This window comes from Phormidesmis priestleyi ULC007, from assembly GCF_003003695.1.
GTDB lineage: Bacteria > Cyanobacteriota > Cyanobacteriia > Leptolyngbyales > Leptolyngbyaceae > Phormidesmis_A > Phormidesmis_A priestleyi_A.
In genome coordinates, this window is record NZ_PVWG01000164.1 from 1 (window position 1) to 536 (window position 536).

Annotated in this window: 1 pseudogene; it reads left to right on the forward strand. The window is 52.2% G+C overall.

Annotated elements, in window-relative coordinates:
- Positions 1–79 precede the first annotated feature (79 nt).
- Positions 80–536: pseudogene (locus C7B65_RS27220) on the forward strand (IS4 family transposase); the annotation flags it as partial.

The following is a 536-nucleotide window of genomic DNA, read 5'->3' on the forward strand; positions in this document are numbered from 1 at the left end:
CTAAGTACAGGACAAAAGCTTGCAAAAGGGGGTTAGGAAAGGGTTTCATGCAAATAGTGAGTTCACAATATGAAACCCTATGCATCAGATTACCCAATTGCGGCAGACATTGCAGCCCTTGCTAGGCTGGCATGGAGCACGAGTCGCCTTTCTGTCCTTATTTCTGGTTGCCCTGTTCCGGGTGAAGACCGTGAACCTAGCAGAGGTGGCAACCGGGTTTGCGGGAGGTGCGAAGGCAGCCTCAAATTATAAACGCATCCAACGATTCCTGCGGTCGTTTGAGCTTAACTACGACCAGATCGCCCAACTGGTGGTGAGACTGGTCGGGATTCCGAAGCCGTGGGTGTTGAGTGTAGACCGCACCACCTGGGAGTTGGGGTCAGTGACCATCAACATTCTGATGTTAGGGGTCGTGCATCAAGGGGTCGCGTTTCCTCTGTTTTGGCATCTATTAGACAAGCGGGGCAACTCGAACACGCAAGAGCGCTTTGACCAGTTGGTCGAGTTTCTGTGCGTCTTTGCACCTGAAGACATCG